Origin of the sequence: Sellimonas intestinalis, assembly GCF_001280875.1 — a bacterium.
In the GTDB taxonomy this organism is placed as follows: Bacteria; Bacillota; Clostridia; order Lachnospirales; family Lachnospiraceae; genus Sellimonas; species Sellimonas intestinalis.
Genome location: NZ_LGAJ01000023.1, coordinates 1 through 25,019, shown reverse-complemented (window position 1 = coordinate 25,019; position 25,019 = coordinate 1). Strand labels below are relative to the sequence as shown.

General features: G+C 48.3%; 26 protein-coding genes. 4 read left to right on the top strand and 22 right to left on the bottom strand.

Going from position 1 to position 25,019, the window contains the following annotated elements; genetic code table 11:
• Window positions 1-78: 78 nt before the first annotated feature.
• The 9 genes from AOA56_RS15040 to truA all read right to left on the bottom strand — a co-directional run bounded on the left by AOA56_RS15040 (window position 79) and on the right by truA (window position 9,280).
• Window positions 79-1,254, bottom strand: a complete 1,176-nt coding sequence (locus AOA56_RS15040) for a tyrosine-type recombinase/integrase (protein ID WP_048620883.1) — start codon at window positions 1,252-1,254, stop codon at window positions 79-81.
• Window positions 1,255-1,629: 375 nt separating this feature from the next.
• Window positions 1,630-2,961 carry an O-acetylhomoserine aminocarboxypropyltransferase/cysteine synthase family protein gene (locus AOA56_RS15030; RefSeq protein ID WP_053770011.1) on the bottom strand — a complete coding sequence of 444 codons (1,332 nt, stop codon included), beginning with the start codon at window positions 2,959-2,961 and terminating at the stop codon, window positions 1,630-1,632.
• 109 nt (window positions 2,962-3,070) lie between these two features.
• Window positions 3,071-4,000 (bottom strand): cysteine synthase A, encoded by a 930-nt coding sequence (gene cysK, locus AOA56_RS15025; RefSeq protein WP_053770010.1) that lies wholly within the window; start codon window positions 3,998-4,000, stop codon window positions 3,071-3,073.
• Window positions 4,001-4,221: 221 nt separating this feature from the next.
• The gene (locus AOA56_RS15020) at window positions 4,222-4,656 is read right to left on the bottom strand and encodes an RrF2 family transcriptional regulator (RefSeq protein ID WP_024733470.1); all 435 of its coding nucleotides are present in this window, start codon (window positions 4,654-4,656) and stop codon (window positions 4,222-4,224) included.
• A 68-nt stretch (window positions 4,657-4,724) separates the two neighbouring features.
• Window positions 4,725-5,489: an acyl-CoA dehydratase activase gene (locus AOA56_RS15015; protein ID WP_053770009.1), complete on the bottom strand. Its 765-nt coding sequence runs from the start codon at window positions 5,487-5,489 to the stop codon at window positions 4,725-4,727.
• A 110-nt stretch (window positions 5,490-5,599) separates the two neighbouring features.
• Window positions 5,600-5,854 carry a putative Se/S carrier protein gene (locus tag AOA56_RS15010; protein ID WP_024733472.1) on the bottom strand — a complete coding sequence of 85 codons (255 nt, stop codon included), beginning with the start codon at window positions 5,852-5,854 and terminating at the stop codon, window positions 5,600-5,602.
• Window positions 5,855-5,871: 17 nt separating this feature from the next.
• The gene (locus AOA56_RS15005; protein WP_024733473.1) at window positions 5,872-7,146 is read right to left on the bottom strand and encodes a double-cubane-cluster-containing anaerobic reductase; all 1,275 of its coding nucleotides are present in this window, start codon (window positions 7,144-7,146) and stop codon (window positions 5,872-5,874) included.
• 177 nt (window positions 7,147-7,323) lie between these two features.
• Window positions 7,324-8,484, bottom strand: coding sequence for an aminotransferase class V-fold PLP-dependent enzyme (locus tag AOA56_RS15000; protein ID WP_053770008.1), 1,161 nt, complete (start codon window positions 8,482-8,484; stop codon window positions 7,324-7,326).
• Window positions 8,465-9,280: a tRNA pseudouridine(38-40) synthase TruA gene (gene truA / locus AOA56_RS14995; protein ID WP_053770007.1), complete on the bottom strand. Its 816-nt coding sequence runs from the start codon at window positions 9,278-9,280 to the stop codon at window positions 8,465-8,467. Before truA ends, AOA56_RS15000 begins: the two co-directional genes overlap by 20 nt.
• 132 nt (window positions 9,281-9,412) lie before the next feature.
• Here truA and AOA56_RS14990 point away from each other — a divergent pair, with 132 nt between their 5' ends.
• Window positions 9,413-10,558 (top strand): DUF4317 domain-containing protein, encoded by a 1,146-nt coding sequence (locus AOA56_RS14990; protein ID WP_053770006.1) that lies wholly within the window; start codon window positions 9,413-9,415, stop codon window positions 10,556-10,558.
• Between the two features lie 76 nt (window positions 10,559-10,634).
• On the opposite strand, the gene AOA56_RS14985 is transcribed toward AOA56_RS14990, so the two are convergent.
• The 8 genes from AOA56_RS14985 to AOA56_RS14950 all read right to left on the bottom strand — a co-directional run bounded on the left by AOA56_RS14985 (window position 10,635) and on the right by AOA56_RS14950 (window position 18,214).
• Window positions 10,635-11,273, bottom strand: a complete 639-nt coding sequence (locus AOA56_RS14985; RefSeq protein ID WP_053770005.1) for a GyrI-like domain-containing protein — start codon at window positions 11,271-11,273, stop codon at window positions 10,635-10,637.
• 15 nt (window positions 11,274-11,288) lie between these two features.
• A complete protein-coding gene (locus tag AOA56_RS14980) occupies window positions 11,289-11,477 on the bottom strand; it encodes an MmcQ/YjbR family DNA-binding protein (RefSeq protein ID WP_024733478.1) in 189 nt (62 codons plus the stop codon).
• Window positions 11,467-12,414 (bottom strand): helix-turn-helix transcriptional regulator, encoded by a 948-nt coding sequence (locus AOA56_RS14975; protein ID WP_024733479.1) that lies wholly within the window; start codon window positions 12,412-12,414, stop codon window positions 11,467-11,469. The genes AOA56_RS14980 and AOA56_RS14975 overlap by 11 nt, the downstream gene beginning before the upstream one ends.
• 122 nt (window positions 12,415-12,536) lie before the next feature.
• The gene (locus AOA56_RS14970) at window positions 12,537-13,361 is read right to left on the bottom strand and encodes an energy-coupling factor transporter transmembrane component T family protein (RefSeq protein WP_053770004.1); all 825 of its coding nucleotides are present in this window, start codon (window positions 13,359-13,361) and stop codon (window positions 12,537-12,539) included.
• Window positions 13,358-15,133 carry an energy-coupling factor transporter ATPase gene (locus tag AOA56_RS16880; protein WP_053770003.1) on the bottom strand — a complete coding sequence of 592 codons (1,776 nt, stop codon included), beginning with the start codon at window positions 15,131-15,133 and terminating at the stop codon, window positions 13,358-13,360. The genes AOA56_RS14970 and AOA56_RS16880 overlap by 4 nt, the downstream gene beginning before the upstream one ends.
• A 129-nt stretch (window positions 15,134-15,262) precedes the next feature.
• Window positions 15,263-15,781 (bottom strand): peptidylprolyl isomerase, encoded by a 519-nt coding sequence (locus AOA56_RS14960; protein ID WP_053770002.1) that lies wholly within the window; start codon window positions 15,779-15,781, stop codon window positions 15,263-15,265.
• Between the two features lie 104 nt (window positions 15,782-15,885).
• Window positions 15,886-16,566 carry a hypothetical protein gene (locus AOA56_RS14955; RefSeq protein WP_242843475.1) on the bottom strand — a complete coding sequence of 227 codons (681 nt, stop codon included), beginning with the start codon at window positions 16,564-16,566 and terminating at the stop codon, window positions 15,886-15,888.
• A gap of 28 nt (window positions 16,567-16,594) precedes the next feature.
• A complete protein-coding gene (locus AOA56_RS14950; RefSeq protein ID WP_053770000.1) occupies window positions 16,595-18,214 on the bottom strand; it encodes a glycoside hydrolase family 13 protein in 1,620 nt (539 codons plus the stop codon).
• A gap of 206 nt (window positions 18,215-18,420) precedes the next feature.
• On the opposite strand from AOA56_RS14950, the gene AOA56_RS14945 reads away from it, so the two are divergent.
• Entirely contained in the window at window positions 18,421-19,323 is a 903-nt protein-coding gene (locus AOA56_RS14945) for an AraC family transcriptional regulator (RefSeq protein WP_053769999.1), read from the top strand.
• Here the strand turns inward: AOA56_RS14945 and AOA56_RS14940 are convergent.
• Both AOA56_RS14940 and AOA56_RS14935 read right to left on the bottom strand, forming a co-directional pair.
• A complete protein-coding gene (locus tag AOA56_RS14940; RefSeq protein WP_053769998.1) occupies window positions 19,304-19,861 on the bottom strand; it encodes a hypothetical protein in 558 nt (185 codons plus the stop codon). The genes AOA56_RS14945 and AOA56_RS14940 overlap by 20 nt on opposite strands.
• Entirely contained in the window at window positions 19,803-20,360 is a 558-nt protein-coding gene (locus tag AOA56_RS14935) for an RNA polymerase sigma factor (RefSeq protein ID WP_242843474.1), read from the bottom strand. Before AOA56_RS14935 ends, AOA56_RS14940 begins: the two co-directional genes overlap by 59 nt.
• A gap of 156 nt (window positions 20,361-20,516) precedes the next feature.
• Here AOA56_RS14935 and AOA56_RS14930 point away from each other — a divergent pair, with 156 nt between their 5' ends.
• Together AOA56_RS14930 and AOA56_RS14925 are read left to right on the top strand one after the other, a co-directional pair.
• Window positions 20,517-22,589 carry a HelD family protein gene (locus AOA56_RS14930; RefSeq protein WP_053769997.1) on the top strand — a complete coding sequence of 691 codons (2,073 nt, stop codon included), beginning with the start codon at window positions 20,517-20,519 and terminating at the stop codon, window positions 22,587-22,589.
• Between the two features lie 34 nt (window positions 22,590-22,623).
• Window positions 22,624-22,959, top strand: coding sequence for a hypothetical protein (locus AOA56_RS14925; protein ID WP_024733489.1), 336 nt, complete (start codon window positions 22,624-22,626; stop codon window positions 22,957-22,959).
• Window positions 22,960-23,032: 73 nt separating this feature from the next.
• Here the strand turns inward: AOA56_RS14925 and AOA56_RS14920 are convergent, their stop codons facing one another.
• The 3 genes from AOA56_RS14920 to AOA56_RS14910 all read right to left on the bottom strand — a co-directional run.
• Window positions 23,033-23,902, bottom strand: coding sequence for a damage-control phosphatase ARMT1 family protein (locus tag AOA56_RS14920; protein ID WP_082350053.1), 870 nt, complete (start codon window positions 23,900-23,902; stop codon window positions 23,033-23,035).
• The gene (gene msrA / locus AOA56_RS14915) at window positions 23,896-24,417 is read right to left on the bottom strand and encodes a peptide-methionine (S)-S-oxide reductase MsrA (RefSeq protein WP_024733490.1); all 522 of its coding nucleotides are present in this window, start codon (window positions 24,415-24,417) and stop codon (window positions 23,896-23,898) included. The genes AOA56_RS14920 and msrA overlap by 7 nt, the downstream gene beginning before the upstream one ends.
• 112 nt (window positions 24,418-24,529) lie before the next feature.
• Window positions 24,530-25,019, bottom strand: a 490-nt coding sequence (locus AOA56_RS14910) for a hypothetical protein (RefSeq protein ID WP_205694936.1), incomplete at its 5' end; no start/stop codon positions are given.

Here is a 25,019-nt window from a genome sequence, read left to right as displayed (position 1 = left end):
AGAGTATTACACTCTGCGATTTTCTTTCCATTCACTGTTTGTTTCCTGTTCTCTCCTTTATCAAATGCCAAGCGACCATTATCCGGCGATTAGCTCGGAGAGCTTTTCCATGTTATCCCGTTTCATTTCCATGGATGGGTGGACGTACCGGTTCAGGGTGATATTAACGCTTGCGTGCCCCAAGATCTCGCTGAGGCTTTTGATGTCAAACCCCAGTTCAATGCACCTGGTCGCAAATGTATGACGCAGAGCATGATAATTTGCCTCCTGAATACGCGATTTCTGTAAAATCTTTTTGAAATGGTACTGTAAGGTTCGGGGTTCCACAAAGCTGTTTGTTTTTCCCGTCAACAAATATTCATTTCCATAGCGCTGATACCCCTCCAGAATCTGGGCGACGCCGTCTGGAATAGGAATGTGGCGAATAGATTTCCTGCTTTTTGGCGGAGTGATAATAATCCGGGTCCGTTTTTCTTTTTCCTGATCCTGCATCCGCTTTTGGGATGGTCTTGTACTTGTCGGCTGTTTGTTTTGAATCCGCTGCATAGTTTTTTGGATATAGACTTCTTTTTCCCGGAGATGGATATCCCCCCAGGTCAAGGCGCAGAGTTCTCCGATACGAAGTCCTGTAAAGAGAGTGAGAAAAATGCCGCAGTTCATCGGGGAGGGATATTCCATCAGATAACGGATAAGCTGCTCCTCTTCTTCCCGGCTTAAAATCCGCATCCGGGATTCTTCCTTTTTAATCGTGATTTGGGAAAGATCGCAGTCCAGTCTTTGATAGCGGGTATTGATGTAGCGGATCACGTTTCGGACGACGCCCAGAATATCAGTCACGGTTTTGGCAGCCAGAGGTTCCATTCCCTCTTTTCCCGTCAACATTGTGTTGATAAACTCGTCAATCATCTCCGTATTGAGCCTTCCTAGTGGCACTGCCCCGATCTCCTGATCGATATGCAGTTCAATAAGATTGACATATTTAACATAGGAAGATTCTTTAATTCGCGGTCGTATGTAATCGAGCCACCTGTAGAGGAATTCGGAAAATGGTTTTTCCGCCTCAGGCAGATTCTGGATTCTGTGTTCTTTTTGTACCATTTCTTTTGCTTCCTGCAATTTCTGTTTGACTTGGGAGTAAGATTTTGCGTATACCGAGCGGTATCTAGCCCTGCCGTCCTTGGCTCTGTCCGCAATGTATCTGCCTTCCCAGCGTCCGTCTTTCCTTCTGTAAATATTTTCTCCTTTTCTTGCCATGTCCTTTTCCTTTCTCTTTTGCGATAGTTCCGATCGTATTTCTCTCCTGTCTGAATCGGCTTTTGCTCGCTCAGGACTGACCTTATATCTGCCCTCCTTCCCTGTATTGCGTGCTGTTATCTGCTCTGGTTTCCATTATCCCGGTACTTTTTCATTCTGTCACTGAGCTTTCAGGTCTTTTCCGGCTGATGGGTGATCGTGTCCGGCAAAACACAGCACTTCCTGGTTCTGTCTTTTCCATTATTACACAAAGCGTTTACTGCTTGAAGTGGCTTTCGGACACAATTAAGACAACCCTTTTTTCTGTAACACAAAAAACCGGAAATCTCCGGCCAGAGACAGGCCAAAAACTTCCGGTTCTGTATATGTGCTGTTTTATACATTGCTTTTTACTTGCTGTGCAACGCGGCGAAAAGCAGTATCCAGGTCTTCCAGGATATCATCAATGTGCTCGGTTCCAATGGAAAGCCGAATCGTATTTGGACGGATTCCCTGCTCCTCCTGCTCTTTTTGAGTAAGTTGGGCATGGGTCGTTGAGGCCGGATGAATCGCCAGGGATTTTACATCCGCCACATTGGCCAGGAGGGAAAAGATCTCCAGCGAATCAATAAACGTTTTCGCCTCCTCGGCTCCGCCTTGAATCTCAAACGTAAAGATGGAAGCCCCTCCTTTCGGAAAGTAGGAATCATAGAGACGCTTTTGCTCTGCGTCCTCGGATATCGAAGGATGATGTACGCGGGCTACCTGCGGATGATTGTGAAGGTAATGCACCACCTTCAGCGCATTTTCTACATGGCGCTCCACCCGGAGGGAAAGGGTCTCCAATCCCTGCAAAAGCAAAAAGGCATGAAACGGGGAGAGCGTTGCTCCCATATCCCGAAGCGTAATAGCTCTTAATTTTGTCACAAATGCCGCTCCCGGCGCCGCCTCTGAAAATACGACGCCATGGTAGCTTGCGTTAGGCTCGGTAAGGGACGGGAATCTGCCGGATGCCGCCCAGTCAAAGGAGCCGCCTTCCACAATAATGCCGCCCATGGTTGTCCCATGTCCCCCGATAAATTTTGTCGCCGAGTGGACAACAATGTCCGCTCCGTGCTCAATCGGCCGGATCAGATACGGAGTTGCAAAAGTATTGTCAATGACAAGCGGAATCCCATGGGCGTGAGCTGACCTGGCCGCCGCCTCAATATCAGTGATATCGGAATTGGGATTTCCAAGTGTCTCAATAAATACTGCCTTCGTATTTTCCTGAATTGCCTCCTCGTAAGCCCCCGGTCTGGCAGGATCAATAAAGGTCGTCGTAATCCCATATTCCGGCAAAGTGTGAGCCAACAGATTGTAGGTCCCGCCGTAAATATTGTTTGCCGCCACAATGTGGTCTCCCTGGCCGGCAAGTCCCTGGAACGTATAACAGATCGCCGCTGCGCCGGAGGCTACCGCCAAAGCTGCCGTTCCTTTCTCCAGAGCCGCGATCCTCTGCTCAAAGACAGCCTGGGTCGGGTTTGTCAGACGCCCGTAAATGTTGCCTGCTGCCTTAAGACCGAACCTGTCTTGTGCGTCCTGGCAGTCGTGAAATACATACGAGGACGTCTGGTAAATTGGAACCGCCCGTGCGTCTGTTGCCGGGTCTGCCTGCTCCTGTCCCACATGAAGCTGTAATGTTTCAAATCTTAAGTTTCTCTCGTCTCGTGTCTGTGTTTTTTCCATACTCTGTTTTCCTTTCCTGTCATACCTTGTGCTGCTTGGGTTTCATAATTTTATTTCCATCATCAACTTCCATTATCAGGGCCATCACTACTTGCCATGCAGTGTTTATTTACTCAGTAAATAACGGTGTTGAATAATACCGGTCACCCGAATCCGGTAAAAAGACAACGATGGTCTTTCCACTATTTTCCGGTCTTTTTGCAAGCTTTACTGCTGCCGCAAGGGCCGCCCCAGCAGAAATTCCTACCAAAATTCCTTCTTTTTTCGCAAGCTCTTTTGCACTGGAGTAAGCCTCCTCGGATCCAATCGTCAGGATCTCATCGTAGCATTCCATATCCAGCACCTCCGGCACAAATCCCGCACCAATTCCCTGAAGCTTATGTGGACCTGCCTTCCCTCCGGAAAGCACCGGCGAATCCGACGGTTCTACCGCCACAACCTGAATCTTCGGGTTCTTCTCTTTCAGGAAGCGGCCCACTCCGGTAATCGTCCCGCCTGTACCGACGCCCGCTACAAACAGATCTATCATTCCGTCTGTATCCCTCCAGATCTCCGGTCCTGTAGTCTCAAGATGAGTCCTCGGATTGACCGGATTTTCAAACTGACCGGGAATAAAACTATTTGGAATCTCCCGAGCCAGCTCCTTTGCCTTATCAATGGCCCCGGTCATCCCAAGCGCTCCATCAGTCAGAACGATCTCTGCTCCATACGCCTTCAGAATATTTCTGCGCTCCACACTCATCGTCTCCGGCATCGTCAGGATCAGCCGGTATCCAAGCGCCGCCGCCATCGAAGCAAGCCCAATACCTGTATTGCCCGAAGTGGGCTCAATCAATACCGCCCCTTCCTGTAAAAGACCACGCTCCCTGGCATCCAGAATCATCGCTTTCGCAATCCGGTCTTTCACACTCCCTGCCGGATTGAGATACTCAAGTTTCAACAAAATCCGCACTTCCAGGCCAAGTCCCCTCTCCAGATTCCCCGCCTCAAGAAGCGGCGTATTACCAACCAGCTCCAATACACTGTCAAAAATTCTCATACAAAGTCCTCCTTTTTTATCGGGCCATGTACCGATATATGGCCTTAATTCACTCATTTCCTATTTTCTTTATAGGAATTATATGAAAAACAAAGCGCTTTGTCAAGGGATTTCTTGATATTACTATTTATCGATAAGCGAATATTTCCTTGCGTAAGATGCAAAAAGGATTCCATGAGAATCCGGGCTTTATAGATCCCGGATTCTCATGGAATCCTCGTTTAGATAATGTATTCGTTTCCTTTTTGCTTTTCCCATGTAACGAGATCAGCGAGTGTATAATGGTCAATCACACTTCTAACCGCAGTATCAAGCTCCTTCCACAGCCTTAGTGTGGTACACGATCCGGACCGTGGACAATGATTTTCCTCTGTCTCCAGGCAGTCCACCGGAACCATACTCCCTTCTGTCAGTCTCAGAATGTCGCCTACCTTATACTGGTCTGCGCGATATTTCAGAAGATAGCCGCCCTGTGCTCCCCGCAGACTTCGGACATAGCCTGCTTTGGCAAGAATGGAGGCGATGCTTTCCAGATATTTTACGGAAATCTCCTGGCGCGCGGCCACATCCTTTAAGCGAACCGGTCTTCCCTGGTCATGCAGAGCCAGATCCAGCATCAGCCTGAGCGCATATCTGCCTTTCGTTGATATTTTCATGTCATTCCCTCCCAATCTTCTTCTGTTATCATACCTGTTCGGGCGGGAATCCGTCAAGTGCGCGATTGTTATCTTTTCTTTTTTTCTTCTGCGAGGAAAGATGCGCCGAGTGCTCCTGCGTAACGTCCATTCTCAGTCATTTCCACGTGTTTTCCGATTTTCTTACTGAGTATTTGGGTGAAATATTCGCTGTGGCTGAGTCCTCCGGTCAGAATAATGTGATCCGGGAGCTCCTTTCTCTGTGCGAGCTGCGCTACCTTAGCAGCGACAGAATCCACAACGCCCGCCGCAATATTTTCTCTCTTCTGTCCTTCTCCGATGTAGTTAATCACTTCAGACTCTGCAAAGACCGTACAAAGAGAGCTAATCGGAAGCACCGTTCCTGCAGCCGCCATCTCAAAGAGTTCGTCGATGGTAACGCCCAGACGGTTTGCCATAATCTCCAGGAATTTCCCGGTTCCGGCGGAACATTTATCATTCATCAGGAAGTCCACAACCATACCCCGTTCCACGAGGATCACTTTTGTATCCTGTCCTCCCACGTCGATCACCGCACAGTCACCCTTTGCCAGCTCCCGGCCGCCTCTTGCGTGACAGGTGATTTCCGTGATGACATAATCCGCAAAATCTACGGCTACACGGCCGTATCCGGTGGCCACGACTCTTGTGTCATCCTGCTCCACGTCTGCCCCCAGTTGTTTTAACTGTTCCCTGATTTTCTTCGTTGTCTCTTTACTGCTCCATCCCGTCGGCAGGACAAAATGTGCATTGGCATCTCCTCTTACAACCACCTTGGATGCCGTAGATCCAATATCAATTCCTACGTAATTCATGTTCCTTTCCTCCGCCATGCTTTGGGGACGCAATGTGTGCGTCCCCACCTTATTTTATAACGAATCATCTATCCGCGAACCGAAACTCTGTAGCCGAATCCTCCTATTATTTAACAATACCGATCACGGTTCGGATTTATATCTCTTCTGATTTCCGCAATCCGGAGAATCTCGATCTGTTTTGCCGCTACAATCATGCGGACCGCCTCCAGATCTTCCTTCTGTACCAGAAGGGAAATACCGCAGCATTTGCTTGCCTCACGCGGCGTCGGGGCAATTGTGCATGGAAGCCTGCGTTCTTTCATTTCCCGATAAAGCCGCATCCCATTGTCGTGGTTCGGGAAAAGCACATAATACGAAATCATGCCGCCACCAACTTCCCTTAACTGTTTAACATCTCAATAAACGCACTGATTCTAGTCCGAAGCTGCTGAGCGTCACTGTCCGTGTAGTCCGTCTCAATGCCGAGCACCGGAATCCCGGCCTCTTTCAGCGCCCGCTCTACATGGTATCCCTCGGTATCGTAAAGGCTGCAGAACTTCAGATTGACGTCGATCACTCCGTCCACCTTATATTCCTTTGCCAATCTGAGAATGTCGTCAATCCGGGCAGAATTCGGCGTAAAACATGCACAGTTGATTCCCATGTAGCGTTCAGCCAGGTGATCGATCTGCTCGTCCACGGTTCCCTCCGCCTCGTCTACAAGACGCTCGAAATATCTCGTTCCGGTACACATTTCCTCGCAGACTACCGCACCGCCGCTGGTCTCCACCAGGTTATGTAGTTTCCAGTTCGGAATGGCAAGCGGCGTACCGGTCAGCATAATTCTCTTTGTTCCCGCCGGGAAAACGCTGACCCCGTCTTTCACTCTCTGCTCAAGCTCATCGCAGAGCTTATTCGTCATCTCAGTAAATCGTGCAGGATCATCATAAAATGCGATCTGAGAAATCAGAAGCACGTCCTTTCCACTGATCGGAAGCTTTTCATTCTTTCTTAAATCATAAAGTCTGGAAAGAGCGCGTCTCTTGTTGTTGATGAGGACAATCGCACTGTGCAGGGACTCAGCAGTCACCTGATTTCCTGTCATCTCTTCCACAACTTTCCGGAAAGTACGGATCTCATCCGCCCATGCTTTGACGTCCTTTTTCCGCTTCATCTGTGGAAGATCCATGACATGAACCGGCACATCCTCCGCCAGGATCTCCCATGCTTTCTTCTTACCGTCACAGGTTGTCTCTCCGACATACATATCCGCAATCCGGAAAAACGGACAGGTCCGGTCAAGTCTCGCCCCAACAGACGCCTTGATCAACGGGCAGGTATTGGTTGGAAGTACTTTCTCACCACCTGGAACCCAGAATTGAGAACCGCCGCAAAGTCCCGTTGCGATAGCATCCGCCGCAAATACAACTTCATCCGGAACATACACACAGAAAGTTCCAAAAACCTTTCCGCCTTTTTTTTGATGCTCTATCAACTCTGCCGGACGGACTCCATGAATTTCCGCTACAACAAAATTATAGTAATCCATGCCCTCCGGTCTGTTCTCCTGAGAAAGGTATACATCGCCAAACGCCTGCGGAAGCACTTCACAGAGCTGGTCATGTGTCTCTACATCCATCCCAAGCTCTTCCCACATTTTGTGATAATCTGCCATTTCTTTTTTCCTCCTTTGTCACGAAAGAAAGACACGGCTGCCTGATATCCTGGCCCTGTCTTTCATCATTTTCCTTATTTATAAGGGTAACATATTTCCTGAGGCTCTTCCATTTTGACGAGCAGATTCCATCATCGTTTTTTCGCATATACGCGCTCATTTATAGATACGATCTATTCAACAATCCTTTTTTGCGATTTCCTTTACCGCCGCTATCCCAATTTCGATTTCTGCTTCTGTATTCACTTCACTAAAGGAAAACCGCACGGTGCCTTTTGGGAATGTCCCAAGACTCTGGTGCGCCAACGGCGCACAATGCAGTCCCACCCGTGTCATAATCCCAAACTCCTGCTCTAATCGAAATGCCGCCAGCGCATTGTCCTGGTCCGGAAAATCCACAGATACGACCGCCGTCCGGTTTTCCATTGTCCGCTCTCCGATAATCCGAACGCCGTCCAGTCCATCCACCCCCGCAAGAAACTGGCGTGTGAGCGCATCCTTCTTTTGTCGGATGGCGTCGATGCCTGTCTCTTCCAGATAGGAAAGAGCCGTATGAAGTCCGATAATGCCTGGAAGATTGATCGTGCCGCTCTCGTACTTGTCCGGCAGCTCTTCCGGCTGAGAAAGCAGATCCGAATAACTCCCGGTACCGCCCATGATCACCGGACGGACACTGGCATTCAGCTTGGGCGAAATCAGGAATCCCCCGATCCCCTGCGGCCCTTTCAGACCCTTGTGACCGGTGAATGCAAGAAAATCAATCCCGCACGTCTGCATATCGATCGGAATCGTCCCCGCGCTCTGGGCGGTATCCACCGCAAAAAAGACGCCATGTTTCCGGCACACCGCACCGATCTCTTCAATCGGAAGAATGGTCCCGCACACATTGGACGCATGAAGCACCAGCACCAGCTTGGTGGACGGGCGGATCTGCTCCTCCACGGCCTTTGCCGTCATCTCGCCCGTCACAGACGTCCTTGCAACAGCGTAGGAAATCCCACCTGTTTCACAAAGATGAAAAAGGGGACGCATCACTCCGTTGTGCTCCAGTCCGGAGACTACTACATGATCTCCGGGGCAAAGAAGTCCTTGCAATAACATATTTAACGACCATGTCACGCCCGGTGTAAAAATCACCTGTCTGGAACTTTCCGCATGAAATAATTTTGCAAGCAGATCTCTGGTGTCCAGTACACGTCCTGCCACCTCGTATGCCCCCTCGTAGCCACCACGATTGATATTAAAAGCACCCTCATGTAACAGATGAGCCATAGCGTCCCCCACTCCAGGTGCTTTCGGGAACGCCGTACTCCCATTATCAAAATAGATTCTTTCCATTCTTTTCCCTTTCCGGGGACGTATTCCGACGCAAAATGTTTTGTCCCCTTTCTACATGACCCGAATATTCGATACCAACCAACGTGAGTCCTTGAGGTGGTGCTGTCACTCCGGCCTCGGTACGTTCTTTTGCGTCTAGGATCTCTTTGATCTGTTCCGGCTGATAGAAACCACGGCCAACCCGGATGAGTGTACCGGCGATGATACGTACCATGTTGTATAGGAAGCCGTTTCCACTGACGCGGATCTTGATTTCCTCTCCGTCCCGAATGACGTCAAGGCTGTAAATCGTGCGGATCGTGTCGTCTGTGTTTGTCCGGATGTTGCAAAAGCTCTTGAAGTCATGGGTGCCGGTCAGATAATTTGCGGCTGCCTGCATCTTCTCTTCATCCAGTGGGAAGGAGACGTGGCTTGTGGTCAGTCGGCAAAGGGGATTTGGTATCGGACTGTTTAAAATGTGGTATTCATAATACTTCGTGCAGTCCTGGTATCTCGGATGCCATCCCTGTGGTACTTCTTCGGATTGGATCACGACAATGTCTTCCGGAAGCTTCTGATTGACTGCACATGCGAAACGCCCCGGCGGAATTGTGCTATTTGTATCAAAAACTGCTATGTTTCCCAGTGCATGAACTCCGGAGTCCGTCCGGCTTGCCCCGATGACGTGGATCTCCTCTCCGGTAAGCTTGCTTAGTTTCTGATTCAGTATCTCTTCAATGGTAATGCCATTGGGCTGGATCTGCCAGCCACAGTAGTTGGTGCCGTCGTAGGCAACCGTCAGTTTGATTCGTCTCAATGTTCCGTCTCCTTGCTTGACTTTTTTGTTCTTTTCATTTTACCATACCCCCGGAAAAGAAGACATGGTTTCTTCCTTATTTCTTGTACATTTTCCGGATCCGTGATAAGATAATCTGCGAGGTGAATAAAGATGAACAAGAAAGAATTAGCTGAAATCAAGAGGCAGTTTTCTCCTGCCAACTGTGCGATTACCCGGATCTGCGGCTGCTATGTAGACGCAGAAAAGACTGTGAAAACCAAGTCCAAAGATGCGTTTCTCTCTCTTCCCGAAGAAGAGATGTTTAAATATTTCGATCTGTTGAAAAAGACGCTTTCCGGAAGTATGGGGAAGAATCTGATAGACATGGAATTTCCTCTGGAGCAGGAGGCATCCGGCGGCACCCAGGAATTCCTTCTGCGGCTGCGGGACAGTAAGCTTCAGGATGACGCGCTTTTAGATGAATTTTACCAAAAGATCATTGACTTTTATAATTATGGGGAAAATTATTACATTATTCTGATCCACGCCAATTACGACATTCCGGGAAAATCTTCTGACGGGGAAGAGATGTTTGATGCTTCGGACGAGGTGTACGAGTTCCTCCTTTGCAGTATCTGCCCAGTGAAGCTTTCCAAGGCTGGGCTCTGCTACAACTCGGAGACAAACCATATTGAAGACCGGATCCGGGACTGGATCGTGGAGATGCCGGATATCGGATTTTTGTTCCCGGCGTTTACGGATCGTTCTACTGATATTCACAGCCTGTTGTACTACTCGAAAAACGCAAAGGAATTTCAGGATGATCTGATCGACAATGTTCTCGGATGCCATGTGCCGATGCCTGCAGGACACCAGAAGTCTGCATTTCAGTATCTGGTAAGTGATACATTGGGAGACGCATGCAATTTTGACACGGTCAAAACGCTGCACGACCAGCTCACGGAACTGATCGAAGAGCACAAAGAGGAGCCGGAGCCGCTGCGGCTGGAGAAAACAGATGTGAAGAAGCTTCTGGAGCGGAGTGGGGCAAAAGAAGAGCATCTGGAGCAGTTTGACCGGGAGTTTGAGGCCGCCGCGGGGGAGACCTCCTCACTGCTTGCCTCCAATGTAGCCAACACCCGGACCTTTGAGGTCAAGACTCCGGATGTAATGATCAAGGTCCATCCCGACCGGACCGATCTGGTAGAAACCCGGCTGATCGACGGGATTCCATATCTGATGATCCAGCTCAGCGACAGTGTGGAGGTCAACGGAATTCCTGTGACAAATAAAAATATGACTCCTCTTGAGGAATAACCTCTGCGAGCGTTTCCAGTTTTTTCTGAAAACGCTCGTTTTCTCTTCGGTGACAAATCAAATTCTGACTTACAAACTACCCGTCTTTTCTACATACCGGCTGCCGGATTACAGTTTTCAGCCTTTCCGGCGCTGTTCGCCTCGGATCACTCAGATAGATTTCATGGTGCTTTCTCCCCTCTGACAGATCTACCCGATATCCCGCTTCCTTCACATATTCTCCCATCTTCCGGATTGTTTCCGGCTCCTCATCGTAGCTTCCGATGTGCATACATTGGACACAGAGTCCTTCCTCATAGCGAAAATACTCTGCCTTGGAAACGTCTATCCCTTTCTTTTGTTCCACTTCTCTCTTCGCCCATGTGAACTCGTCCGGTGTGACAAATTCCGGGAGCCGGATCATGGAAATCCATTCCAGTTCGTTCTTTCTTGTGTAATCGATTCCTTCCATCCCCTCCTGCTGCCATAACCCTTCCAGGGGAGGCACTACATAAGAGAAATACCCCTCTATTTTGTGGGAACCTTTGTAACTCATTTTAATCGTAAATGCAATGCTGTACAAAGTCCCCATAGCTTTCTTATAGTCTCCCCCCGGCTCGTTTGGATTGCCCCTGCCCCGGACAGCTACATACTGCATCTCCGGCACCATGATAAGCCCCGGCTTTTGAGGCGGAAGATAAAATTCTTTGTACTCCTTCTTATAATCAAATGCCATCTTTGTACACTCCTTTCAGATGTTCCACACGCTTTTTAAGATCAGCTTCAGGGTAATGTAATAAGGATTCTTTTTCTGATCCAGACAGATGGCCGCAAACATTTTCCCACCCACATGGTAACGAATCCAGTTCCAAGCCGGCTGAAAATCTTTTGTTACTCCTCGCTTTTTCAATACATAAGCATCCATCCAGTCATATTTCATGTTCTTTCCTCCTCTCATCGCTGTCTGAAATTTCTTCATACCGTTTTGCCATCCGGCGAATCCGCTCTTTCATTTCCCCACGCAGCTCTTTCGGACTTTTTAGCTCCACCTGATCACCGAACGTCAAAAGCCAGGAGAGGAGATTTTCCGCACTCGTATAATCTGCGTGAAACAATAGCCTTCCATCTTCTTGCTCTTCAAAACAGTTCTGGCCGAACTCTTCCACCAGCCGCCATTTGCACGAAGCTTCAAAAAGAGCCTCTACCTGGATCCCACCCGGGAAAATCCGTTCATTACTCAAATCCGGCATAGGTACCTTCCGTCCCGTAAAAATCTCTTCGGACACGCACAGCTCCTCCATCCGGTTCAGCTTAAACATCCGAAAGTCTTCCCGACTTTCACACCATCCCCAGACATACCAACTGGACCAGCGAAATACCAGATAATACGGCTCGATTCTGCGGAGGCTTTCCCCGGACGGCGCAAAATAACGAAACATCAGTAACCGCCGACCTTCAATGGCATATCGGATCTGCTCAATTTTGGGCGCCAATGTCGTTTTGTACCAGGATGACAAGTCAATCAGCACCGACTGGTTCCCGGTCAGGAAATCAGAGGATCCTGTGGATAGCTTTTCCATCAACTGACCGTAGCGATTCGTACCGTTGACACTGTCCAGACTCCGCAACCCCGCCAGAATGTCCTGCATCTCCGCGCGGGTCAAAACGGTCCGGTCCAGGCGGAAATTTTCCAGAATCGAGATACCACCGTCCCTCCCTTGCTCGGTCACCACCGGAATTCCTGCCATACACAGATCTTCGATATCCCGGTTGATCGTCCGTCTGGACACTTCAAACCGGCTGGCAAGCTCCGGCGCTGTCACCTTTTCTTTTTGTAAGAGAACGGATAAAATTCCAATCAGCCTGTCGATTTTCATAGTTCCTCCTTTTGCACTTACTATAACACAACAAACATGACACCTGTCTGTCATGTTTATTATAACAAAAAAAGAATCTCTTGACGCTGTATTATCAAAAGATTCTTTTTCGATTTTTTCTTTTAAAAAATCCAAACATGGAACGGTAGCAATCTGCCCGCTGCCACCGCCACCACGACGTACACGATCACAATCACATACGCCCTGATATCCCGCCCACTGTACACGAGCGGCTTCATTTTCGTGCGTCCCTCGCCGCCCCGGTAACACCGGGACTCCATAGCCATGGCAAGGTCGTTTGCCCGCCGGAATGCCGACACAAAAAGCGGCACCAGTATCGGGATCATCGCCTTTGCCTTCTGGATTATATTTCCGCTGTCCAGATCTGCACCTCTCGCGATCTGAGCTTTCATAATCTTGTCTGTCTCCTCCAGAAGAATCGGGATAAACCGCAGGGCAATAGACATCATCATAGCAATTTCATGGACCGGAACATGAACCCGGTTCAGAGGTTTTAAGAGACTTTCGATGGCGTCTGTCAGCGCTGTCGGTGTTGTCGTAAAGGTCATAAGTGACGCTCCCATAATCAGGTAAATCAGCCGGATCGCCATATAGACCGCCGTCCGCAGCCCTTCTTCTGTCACCCGGAACACCCAGACATGCAGAAGTGTCCTGCCTCCGGTTGTCAGAAACAGGTTAAATAAAATCGTTATCAAAAGCAGAATAAAAATCGGCTTTAATCCTTTCAGGATAAACTTAACCGGAACTTTGGACAACCCGATGCAGCCAAACAAAAAAATCGTGGCAACCAGGTAACCAGGAACGCTCCGAAATAAAAATAGTGAAATCAAATACAACAGTGTACTGACAATCTTTACACGTGGGTCCAGTTTATGGATCGGACTTTGTGCCGGATAATACTGGCCTATGGTAATATCTCGTATCATTGTTTTAATACCCTTTCTATCTCATCGGCTGCCTCTTCCACAAGGGTGATATCTGTGGAGACCGGGATGCCCTGCGCTCTCAGTTCATGCATAAGATATGTCACTTCCGGTGCGGCAAGTCCCACTTCTTCCAGCCGTTTATAATGTCGGAAAACCCGTTTCGGTGTATCGTCAAAAATCTTTTCCCCGCGGTTCATAACGATGATCCGGTCTACATACCGTGCCACGTCCTCCATGCTGTGGGAGACCAGGATGACCGTCATGTGGGTCGTCTTCTGAAGCAGAGCGATCTGATCCAGGATATCATCCCGCCCTTTCGGATCCAAGCCTGCGGTCGGTTCATCCAGCACCAAAACCTTGGGTCTCATGGCAAGGACGCCCGCAATCGCCACCCGCCGTTTTTGTCCGCCAGAAAGATCAAACGGAGAGGCATTGTACAGCGTTTCCGGAAAACCTACCATCTGAAGCGCCTCTTTTGCTCTCTGCCTGCACTCCTCATCGGAAAGTCCCTGATTCTTCGGTCCAAAGCATACGTCGCTCAAAACATCCGCTTCAAACAGTTGGTGCTCCGGATACTGAAATACCAACCCCACCTGCTGCCGGAGGGTCTTCATAGAATATCCTTCCTGGTAAATATTTTCTCCCTGGAAAAACAATTCTCCGCCGGTAGCCCGGATGAGTCCGTCCAGATGCTGGATCAGCGTCGATTTTCCGGAACCGGTATGCCCGATAATTCCGATAAATTCGCCCTGCCAAATATCCAGATCCACGCCTTTCATAGCGTGCTTCTCATAGGCTGTCCCCGGATTGTAGATATAATTCAGATTCTTCAGACACAAAACCGGATCCCCGTCCGGACGGCTTTTCACCTCGTCCCTGTATACTTCCTTCCCGAGCGGATCCTGAATCCTTCCCCGCTCCCTGGCAAGGGAAACCACTTCCCGGCAAAGCGCCTCTCTTGTAAGGGTTCCGGCTGAAACCGGAAATCCCTTTCTGATCAGCTCGTCCGCCACCGCTGTCGCCTGCGGGACGTCCAGACGGTAATGCTTTAACAAATCCACCTTGGAAAAGATCTGCTCCGGCTTTCCCTCCATCACAACCTTTCCCTTGTCCATCACATAAATATAGTCCGCATCCGTGACTTCTTCCATATAGTGGGTAATCAAAATAACCGTCACTTTCTCTTGCTTCTGGAGATCCCGCACTGTCCGAATGACCTCCTTGCGGCCATTTGGGTCCAGCATGGCCGTCGGCTCATCCAGCACAATACATTCCGGCCGCATGGCAACTACTCCCGCAATCGCCACCCGCTGTTTTTGACCGCCGGAGAGCTTATTCGGAGAGCGGTAACGGTACTCCGTCATTCCTACCTTCTCCAGAGCATCGTCCACCCGCTGCCAGATCTCTTTCGTCGGCACGCCCAGATTCTCCGGGCCGAACCCGACATCCTCTTCTACCACCGTTGCAATGATCTGATTGTCCGGATTCTGAAACACCATACCTGCACTCTGGCGGATATTCCACAGCTCATCTTCGTCCTTCGTATCCCGTCCTCCGACCCACATCGTACCGCCTCCCGGAACGAGAAGTGCATTGATGTGCTTGGCAAACGTAGATTTCCCCGAACCATTATGTCCGAGAATCGCGATAAACCGGCCTTTCTCAATCTGTATATCCACCTCGTCGATAGCACGCTGCGTTCCGATGACATTCCCTTCCTCGTCTCGTTTTTCATATTCAAATACAAGCTTGTCGGTTTTCACCATACTCATCTGCAATCAACCTCTTATTTCTTATACTTTTCCGTATTTCGTATAGTGTACCACATTCCGGCTCAATAGTAAAATAAATTCCCACAGGACGGGAGACTTCTCCCCGCCTGTGGGCGCCTGTTCTGCTCTCTATAAAGTTTCCGGAGCCGGATAGTCTTCTCCAAATGTATCGACCGTCACCTTTTTCATTCTCTGAGTTTCCAGAGGACGGTCATTGTAATCTGTGGCTGTCTCGGCAATCTTATTAACATGTTCCTGTCCTTCGATGACCTTACCAAATGCCGCATACGCACCATCCAGATGCGGAGCCGCCTCATGCATGATGAAAAACTGACTGCCTGCGGAATCCGGATGCATGGAGCGGGCCATGGAAAGAACGCCTGGTGTGTGCTTTAAGTCATTGGCTACGCCATTCTGCGCGAATTCTCCTTTAATCGAATAACCAGGGCCTCCCATACCTGTCCCGTCCGGGCATCCGCCCTGAATCATAAATCCACGGATCACTCTGTGAAAAATGAGCCCATCATAGAATCCCTTGCTGACAAGAGAAACAAAATTTCTGACTGTGTTCGGGGCGATCTCCGGGTATAATTCCGCCTTGATGATATCCCCATTCTCCATCTCAAAAGTAACAACTGGATTTGCCATGTCTGTCTTCTCCTTTTCTATATACGAATTTTCACTAAAACGATTGTATCACACGAAAGCGTGGCAGGCAAGAAATTCTAAAGCTATGCTTGTGTGGGTTTCTCTCAAAAATCCGGATTCTCAAAATCCAGATCGTACAAAACCATACCGCCCCGTTCCTCAAAGCCGGTATTCCAAAGCTCTGCGAAAGAAAACGTTTTCTTTTCTCCATACGTTGCCGTCTGTACCAGGAGATCCTCCTTTGATTCCTCATATCCGATCACCATAAACCAGTGCCAGATATAGTCCTCGAACACTTCCCGGTTCTGATGGCGAAGAAGCAAAAACGGAACCGGGAGACCTTGGTCAATCCGGGACTTCAATGCCTCCCATGCCTGATCTTGCGACGCTTCCCCACGCACGACCTCCATCCTCAGCACAGGCCTGCCCGGATAAAAGTGATCCTTCAGATATCGGTAAAAGCCTTCCACAAACCACTCGGGATTTTTCACACCGCCAACCCGGGGCTTGATATATGGCTTCATCATCTGACTGAATCGTACATAATCCTCCTGCGTCAAATGCTCCACATCAAATGGATACCACCCTGTATTACCAAAATGCTTCGCAAAATAAATACACGAATCACATGCTGCCGCTGCCGCACATCCGCCGATATGCATTACTACATTAGAAAACCAGTCCTGGTTTCCGCCGATCGCGCCATCAATCTCAAAATAACTCAACTCCACCATAGCTTCTCCTTTTTGTTTCATCGTGATAGGGAGGGACGTGTCCCGATGCATCGGAACACGTCCCTCATATACGGACATATTATCTATCAATATAGATCATTGCTTCGTACGGGCGTAAAACCCCGCCTATATTTTCTGTGTTGTAGTTATGTATCAACAGCTCTTTCTTTTGCCATGTCTCAGGTAGCCTACACGGCGCCGGTTTATCGGTAAAATTTGCAATGACACACATCATCTCCTCGCCCGTTGTCCGTGTATAAGCAAAAATCTGTGGATCTTCTTCGAGTAAGAGCTGAAACTCCCCTTGTGTGAAGACCATGTTCTCCTTCCGTAATTTTATCAGCTTTTTATAGTAGTTGTAAATAGAATCCGCATCCGAAATTTCTTTTTTTGCGTTGATCTCTAAATAATTAGGATTGACTTCTATCCATGGGGTTCCATCGGTAAAGCCTCCATTTTTACTGTCATCCCATTGCATCGGCGTGCGGGCGTTGTCCCGTCCTTTCGCATAAACGGAACGAAGAATCTCCTCTTTTTTGTACCCGGCTTCCAGTCTCTCTTCATACATATGGAGCGTTTCAATGTCCCGGTAATGAGTGATATCCGGAAATCTGACATTCGTCATTCCCAGCTCCTCTCCCTGGTAGATGTATGGTGTTCCTTGCATCCCATGTAAAACTGTCGCCAGCATTTTTGCGGATTCTTTCCGGTATTCCTTGTCATTGCCCCATCTGGAAACAATCCGCGGCAGGTCGTGATTATTCCAAAACAGACTGTTCCAACCACAGCCATACAACTCTTTCTGCCACTTTGCAAAATTTTTCTTCAATTTCACGAATGGCAACGGGCTCAGATCCCATTTTTCTTTTCCCGGCTCCTGATCCAGCATCACATGCTCAAACTGAAACACCATAGAAAACTCGCTGCCGTCCGGATTACTGTAAAGCTTTGCAATCTCCGGAGTAGCACCCCAAGTTTCCCCCACTGTAATCAAGTCCGCTTTTTGGAATGTCTCGCGGCTTAATTCCTGAATCCATTTGTGAAGCTTCGGGCCATTCGCTGTAATTCCTCTGTCCGGCTCTTTCGCGATCTGATCAATCACATCCAGTCGGAATCCTCCCACTCCTTTGTCCATCCACCACAAAATCATATCATAAATTTCCTGTCTGACTTTCGGATTTTCCCAGTTTAAATCCGGCTGCTTCACAGAAAACTGATGAAAATAATACTGCTCAAGCTCTGGCACCCATTCCCATGCCGGCCCGCCAAAAGATGCTCTCATCTCATTCGGAAGAATCCCTTCCTCTCCGTCACGCCAAACATAGTAATCATGGTACGGATTGTCCTTGCTCTTTTTCGCCTCCCGGAACCACCGATGCTCATCGGAAGAATGATTCAATACCAGATCCATGATGATCTTGATTCCTCTCTTATCTGCTTCCGCAATCAGGCGTTCCATATCCTCCAGACTTCCAAACATCGGATCAATGTCCTGATAGTCCGAAATGTCGTATCCATTATCATCCTGCGGGGAACGGTATACCGGCGAAAGCCAGATTGCGTCAATTCCCAAATCCGACAGATAATCCAGCCTCGAAATGATCCCCGGAAGATCTCCGATTCCATCCCCATTGCTGTCCTGAAAACTTCTCGGATAAATCTGATATACGACCTTATCCTGCCACCACTTTTTTGCCATACCTTAAAACCTCCTCTGAATTTGAATCGATCTTTACTGTATAATTCCGATCCCGTCTCAACTGTATTATACTTGCATTTTCTTTTTATTTCTTGTATTATTATGTCACTATTTTGTACTTTTCTGCTGTTTTACGATGATTGTCAGAATATATTTCGGGCGTGAAGCGCTGAGGGCTGTAAAAGATGATGTGGGAGGTGTGAGGAATGTATGTAGTAACAGGGCAACAGGACCGTTCATTTATGATGAAACGGGAGGGGGTAAGTCATGGGGATCATTTGTTTCCACTTAAGAAATATGACGTGGTGTTGTCGGAGTCCTTTCCGTTGGTACCGGCACACTGGCATGAGGAGGCAGAATTTACATGGATCCGCTCCGGTGCCTGTGTGTACCATATCGATTTGTGCGATTATCCGGTACAAGAAGGTGATATGATTTTGCTTCCCCCAAGGATACTTCATTCGTCCGGTTTTTTCCCGAGGGACCACATGATGTCGGAGTCCTTTGTGTTTCATCTGGACTTTCTTGGAATGGGCGGATCAGATGTTTGTAGTGTGAAATATCTGCGCCCGTTTGCTTCCCGTGAAATTGTATTCCCTTATGTATTTCAGGCGGATCACCCGGCAAATCCGCTGCTTAGGGACATGATGAGGCAGTTATCTGACGAGTATATATCCCATGGAGATGGATATGAGCTTCGGATGAAAGCATTATTTCTGGAATTATTTTCCCGTATCTGGCCTTACCGTCTTCTGAAGAACCCGGCGCCATCCTCCAGAGATCAGAGTAAGAAGCTCAAACAGGTGCTGGATTATATAGACGCACATCTGGAAGATATGATCCCGGTGACAGATCTGGCCCGTATCTGTTGTTTCAGTGAATCTCATTTCATGCGCTTTTTTAAGCTGCATGTAGGGATGACCTGTACCGAGTATATCAATACGCTCCGTCTGGAAAGGGCCTGGAAACTACTGCAAAACGGACAGGTTTCCGTCATTGACGCGGCCTTTTCCAGCGGATTTCATAATCTGTCTTATTTTTACCGGATATTTAAGAAAAAGTATCACATGACTCCGAAAGAAGCGTTTGCTACTGTTCAGTCACAGTGACCGCCGGAGACGTCTCCCCTCCCGTCACCCGGATAACATAAGTCTTTCCGTCCTGTTCCCAGGCGGTCTGATAGCTCCCATGTGTCCGGAGTTCTTCTGTAATATCCCGCTCTTCTTCTCCAAGAACGAGACCCACGGTATTTTTGTCAGCATGATGCACTACGGAAATACCAAGCAGCTCTGCCAGTGTCATATCCCTCTGCCCCTGTTCTTTCTCATCCATATGAATCACATAGCCGTCTGAATCCTGTTCCATCGTTGCTCCAATCTGCAGGACCTTGCCGTCCACAAAAAATTCCACCTGGAAATGTCGGGCTGCCGCGGTTCCTACAATAGAGCAGGCAAAGATCCCCATACATGCCGCCGCAAGAGCAACTGCCTTTTTATGCATCAGCCGCCTTCTTGCTTGTCTGACTGGTTTCATCTGTATCACCTCGTTTACTGCCTGCTGTCCCGGCAAAAGCTTGGCACAGGCTCTTTTATACTGTACAATCATCGGATCTTGTTTTGTTTCCTGCCTTCTTCCCTGCTGTCTCATGTTTTGTCTCCCCTTTCCATTTTTGTTTCAATTTCTGACGCGCCCGCCAAAGTTCGGTCTGGACAGTCGATTCCTTTTTCCCAAGAATGTCCGCAATCTCCCGGACGGAATATTCTTCATAATAATAAAGGTAAATCACTACACGGTATTTTCTCGGGAGGCAAAATACATCTGCCAGGATCGTCCCGTCCGCCCCGCTGTCTGAAGTTTCCTCCCGCCGCCCTGCCGCCATGACATTCGGATCTATCTCTTCGAAAAATTCCTCCCGTTTCCGGAACGGCTTGGCAAAAAGCCGTCTTGATTCCCGCACCGTCACCTGAATCAGCCATCGCCGCAGGTGTTCTTCGCTGTCAAACCGTGGCCCGAACCGGTAAAGCCGCAGGAATACATTCTGCATAATGTCTTCCGCATCGGCATGATTCCTACAGTCGTGCAAGGCAACCCGGTATACCATGGGACTGTATGTTGTTACGATTTCTATATATCTTTCTTCTTCCACGTTCATCCTCCGAAGTCCGTTTCTCTGAAAAGCTTTTCACTTATCATACCTGAAAAAAAGTGGAAAAATCCCATTTTTTTGATTTTCTTTCTTTTTCGGGTTTGGTATAATGAAAGGACAGTGTTTGGGATGGCCGGAAAGAAAGGAGCCATCAAAATGAATCAAGATTATCAAGAAGAACTCCTGCATCTGGAAAGCTGTCTTTCTTTGATTCAGGAAAACATCCGGCTGTACGAAGCCCGTGAACAGGCTTCGAGAAAAGAGGTTACAGCATTATTTCAGGCTGTCCGTAAGGGGGAGGGAGATTCTTACGGCCAGTTGATCGCAAGTCAGAACATTTTGGAACATCTGCAAAATTCCCTCAGAAAAAACCGTGCGGCGCTGGATCAGCCGTATTTTGGCCGGATCGTCTACGACGATCTGACGTATGATACTTCCGAGTGCTGCTATATCGGGAAAAACGGAATTTCCCGCAATCAGACCGACGTGGCGATCGTAGACTGGCGTGCCCCGGTAGCCAATGTCTATTATGAAAACGGGCTTGGTAAGGGGTGCTATGCGGTCCCTGGATCAGATGATGTGGAGATTGATCTTCATCAGAAGCGTACCTATGATATTTCCAATGGTCAGCTTCACGGCTATTACGATGACGATATTGCCGCCAATGATGACCTCCTGGTCAAATATCTGTCCCAGAATAAGGATGCGGTTCTCGGTGATATCATCGCTACCATCCAGAAGGAGCAAAATACCATCATCCGGGATCTGCCGAATAAGAACATTATTGTACAGGGCGTGGCAGGCAGTGGAAAGACAACGGTCGCCTTGCATCGGATCTCTTATCTTCTGTACAATTATGAAGAGGTTTATAAGCCATCAGAATTTTGTATCATCGGAAGCAGTGATATGCTTCTGCACTATATCCGAAGTGGTCTGCCGGAACTGGACGTCCACCATATCCATGAAATGCGGATGGACGCTGTATTTCCGTATCTGATGGGAAAAGCCTGGAAAAAGCAATACCAGATTGTCGCCGATTATCCGGATGCAAGCGTCAAAAGCCACCTGCCGTTTATTCGTGCGCTGGACGGGTTTTTAAGCAGAACGATCGAAGATACACTGCATCTTTCGGATATCACCGATCCGGATCTCGGCGTGATCCTTTCCCAAAAGAGCATGGCGGAAACATGGAGTTATCATCCTAATGACTCTCTTTACCAGATGGAGCGCCATCTCAATGAACGGATTCTCTCGAGACTGAAATTTCTCTGCACGGAAAAGACAGCCGATTTCCGGAAAGCGAAACGGCAGGCCTTTCGAAAGCACTTTGACTCTTCCGCCCGCAAATGGACCATTCCCGGACTCTACCTCCGGTTTTTGCAGGATCTGGAGGAGGGACATCCGGAGCTGGATTTTTCCATTACCAGAGAGGGGGTCGCTAAGAACCGTCTGGATGTGTACGATGCCGCCGCATTTGGCCTGATTCAGCGCAGGATCTTTCAGAAGCAGGATCAGGAAGTATTCAGTCAGATCTTTATTGATGAGGCTCAGGATTTTGGAGAGACCGTATATTATGTACTTAAGCAAGTCCTCAACGACTGTTATTTTACCATCATGGGCGACGTCTCCCAGAATATCCGCTATGAAACCGGTATGAATGACTGGGATCAGCTAAAAGAAGCCATGTTCGATTCCCCGAAAGACAGCTTCTATCTGCTGCAAAAAAGCTACCGCAACACGATCGAGATCTCAAATTTTGCCGGGGAAGTCCTGAAAAAAGCTTCCCAAGGCGGTTATCAAATCGATCCGGTTATCCGCCACGGAAAACCGGTGGAAGTGATTCACGTTTCTTTCCAGGATCTGCTGCACCATCTGGAAATGACGCTCCAGTCCGTTCAAAAAAAAGGATTTGAGACGATCGCTGTCATCTGTCGTACAGAAGATGAAGCCACCAAGTTAAAATCGAAACTTCATATGTCCCCGGCCAGAGATGATACCAGCTTCCACAACGGCGTCATGGTTCTCCCAGTCTCCCTGACAAAAGGTCTGGAGTTTGACTGCGTAATTCTTTGGGAACCGGATGAAACACGCTATTCGGATCATCCGAAAGACGCCAAGCTTCTCTATGTCGCCATTACCCGTGCGCTCCATGAACTTTATGTGATGACCGCTCAGCCGTTAAGCCCGCTTCTTTCTTCTTTTTTATCAGAGAAAAGTATGGTAGAATAAGGCCGTACAAAGGGAAACAAAGGGAGGAATACCGATGATCATCGAAGGGAATCCAATACAGAAAGAAGCTATGGATGCGTTTCACAAAGGCGACCGAACCGAGGGGCTAAGACTTCAGGAAGAATTCGCCGCCACATTCCGCCGGGAGTATCGGGAGAAAGATCACTGCCCCTGCCAGAAAGCCTGCCGTTATCACGGCAACTGCAAGGAATGTGTGGCTATCCACCGGGCTCATCAGGAGCATGTGCCAAACTGTATGCGTCCACTGATCAACAAGAAACTCAAATCACTCTCAGAACTGACGGAACATACCATCGCCAATGAGATAGAGCCGCCAAAAGAAATACTCCGGAAAGAATTCCAGAAATAAGGAAAGCCGTATCTGCGTACAGCAACTCAATAATAATGAGATGCCAGTTGCAGACACGGCCTTTCTCTATCCTCTAAGAAAATGGATTTCTCATACACACAAGGCCATTTACCGGGCCTTTTAAAGCTCTGGAGACACGCTCACATTTGATCATCAGCAGATAGTAAATCTGCTGATCCCTACATTCGCTCAAACTTTCAAAATTCCCCTGACCTTTGCTGATCACCAAATCCGCGGTTTTGAATATCTCCTGAAATTCCGGCGATGTTTCATTCAAAACAGTTCCAAGAGCTCCACTACCATTCTCTATTATCCTTGCCACCCTTTCCATTCCTACCATTCTGGCATCCTCCAAAGTCACATCATTGACAACCGGCCTGCCGCGTACGCCATACAAAACGGTAAGATTAGGATATCGTTTTCGTATCATCTCAATGAAAAGCTTGTCCAGCACAATTTCACCACAGTTATCCCCAAGATACAAGAGCTTTCTGGTCTTTTCAAGCTCCCGGAGCAATCCAGTGCTGTCATCAATTACAAGCTCCTGCTCCATACAATGATAGACTTCCTTCAGTATAAAAGAAACTTCTCGTCTGCCCGCAAAATCAATCTGATTCCCAGCCACAGCCAGACGCAGTGCTGCCAGAAATGAATTTTCCACTTGTAAAATCGCATTTCTAAGCTCTGATTCCGCTTGCAAAAGCAACGTATTATATTTTTCTTTTACCCGGGCATAAGGATCAGGATCACCAATTTCTTTCGTGATCAATTTCCACGTCTCTCCCATAATATGCGAATTTGTTCTGGAATAATCCGCTTCCGATAGAAATGCCAGCACCTTGGAAACCAGTTGCTTCTCCACCTCTTCCTCAAGCCCCATAAGATTGATTACCCGATACACCTGATTCAGATTACAAAGCATACACTCTGGATGCATTAACATCTTGTTCTCTCTCCCATCTCCTCCTCAATAAACTCCTCCGCATCAAGTAGATTAATGTGGCAATATCCAGTCGGATTTTTATCGAGATAATCCTGATGATACTCCTCTGCATCGTAAAAACATACCAGTTTCCGGCACTCGGTCACTACTGGCTGATCATATTTCTCACGGACGGCCCTGATCGCAGCCTCGATCGTCTTCCGGTCTTCCTCATCCGTATAATAAATACCGTTTCGGTACTGTTCACCGACATCTCCTCCCTGACGGTTGAGTTCTGTCGGATCCACGACCTTAAAAAATGCTTTCAACAGCATTTCCAGGGTAATCTGCGACGGGTCATAAACCACACGCACGGTCTCTGCATGTCCGGTCGTATGGCTGCAAACCTCCTCATAAGTCGGATTCGCCTTCGTTCCGTTTGCATATCCCACAGCCGTCTCCTTTACACCCGGAAGCTTTTTTATAAATGCCTCCATCCCCCAAAAGCAACCGCCTGCAAAATAAATGGTCTTCATCCCGATCCTCCTTTATCAATCATGCAAATCTGTCCTGTCTATTGTACCACCAAACGCCGCTTCTGTCATTTTCTTTCCACATCAAAAGGCAGGCGGCTTTTTCTTCTCCACATTACAAACAGGTTCCCCCATGGATTTCCTGATACAGATCCACCATTCTTACCATCTCCTGAAAATCCTGCTCATTCTCCACCTGCATCCACGGCGTCGCCCCCAGGAACGCAAAAGGGATGTGCTCGGCAAGCCGGATAAACAACGCTCCGGCCGTCTCCTTCTGACTGGACAGATCCAGACGGATGCACCGATGCGTTCTGTTCCATATCACCAAATTTCCTTCCATCTCTCCTGTAATTTCCTCCACCGGCGGAATCTGAACCACTCCCTTCACTTCCGTCTTTCTTTCCAGGTAGACAAACAGCATCTCCCGATAAGGAAGTGCTGCACACGGTGTTTCGTCTTTTTTATCTTTCCAGAGCAACAGCTCATTGTGCCCTAAATCCATCTTTTCTGGCCGGAAAATCTTCTCTCTCTTTTCTGTACTTTTCATCCCACTCACCTGCATTTCCCTTTTCTTTCTTACCACAGAATGACGATTCTGTGGT